Genomic DNA, 466 nt, shown 5'->3' with positions numbered 1-466 from the left:
ATCATCTTTGGTTTCGGGGGCTCGTAGATGTGTATGAGAGATAGGAAGAAGGGTTCTTCCACCAAAGCATCGATAATCTGTGCGCCGTCAAAACCATCTACCAAAGTTGCATCAGTAGTGTGGCGGAACACTTTAATATATTCCACGCCATCCGCCTCGATAATTTCAAAATGTTCGCCTTCGTGCGGCAATTCAAACAGGCTGCGCGCTACTGCGATGACTTGCGGATTGATGTCAATGGCGGTTTGCTTGGTATCGGGCAGGTAGCTGTCTATCCAACGGGCAAACGAGCCGCCGCCCAAGCCAATTTGGGTGATGTGTTTGGGCGGGGTTTCTGCAAACAGCAGCCAACCCATCATGGCGCGGCTGTACGACAACACAAGCTCGGACGGATGATCGACATTCATGGAGCTTTGAATGGTGTCGCTGCCCAAGTGCAGGGAACGGATATTGCCTTCTTCAGAAA

Annotated in this window: 1 pseudogene; it reads right to left on the bottom strand. The window is 51.1% G+C overall.

Features of this window, described 5'->3' with window-relative positions:
• Nucleotides 1–466, bottom strand: a pseudogene (locus tag ACTHUR_RS20120) (polyamine aminopropyltransferase); the annotation flags it as partial.

It is taken from the genome of Neisseria sp. P0021.S007 (genome assembly GCF_051956855.1).
This window is presented reverse-complemented; position numbering and strand designations above follow the sequence as displayed.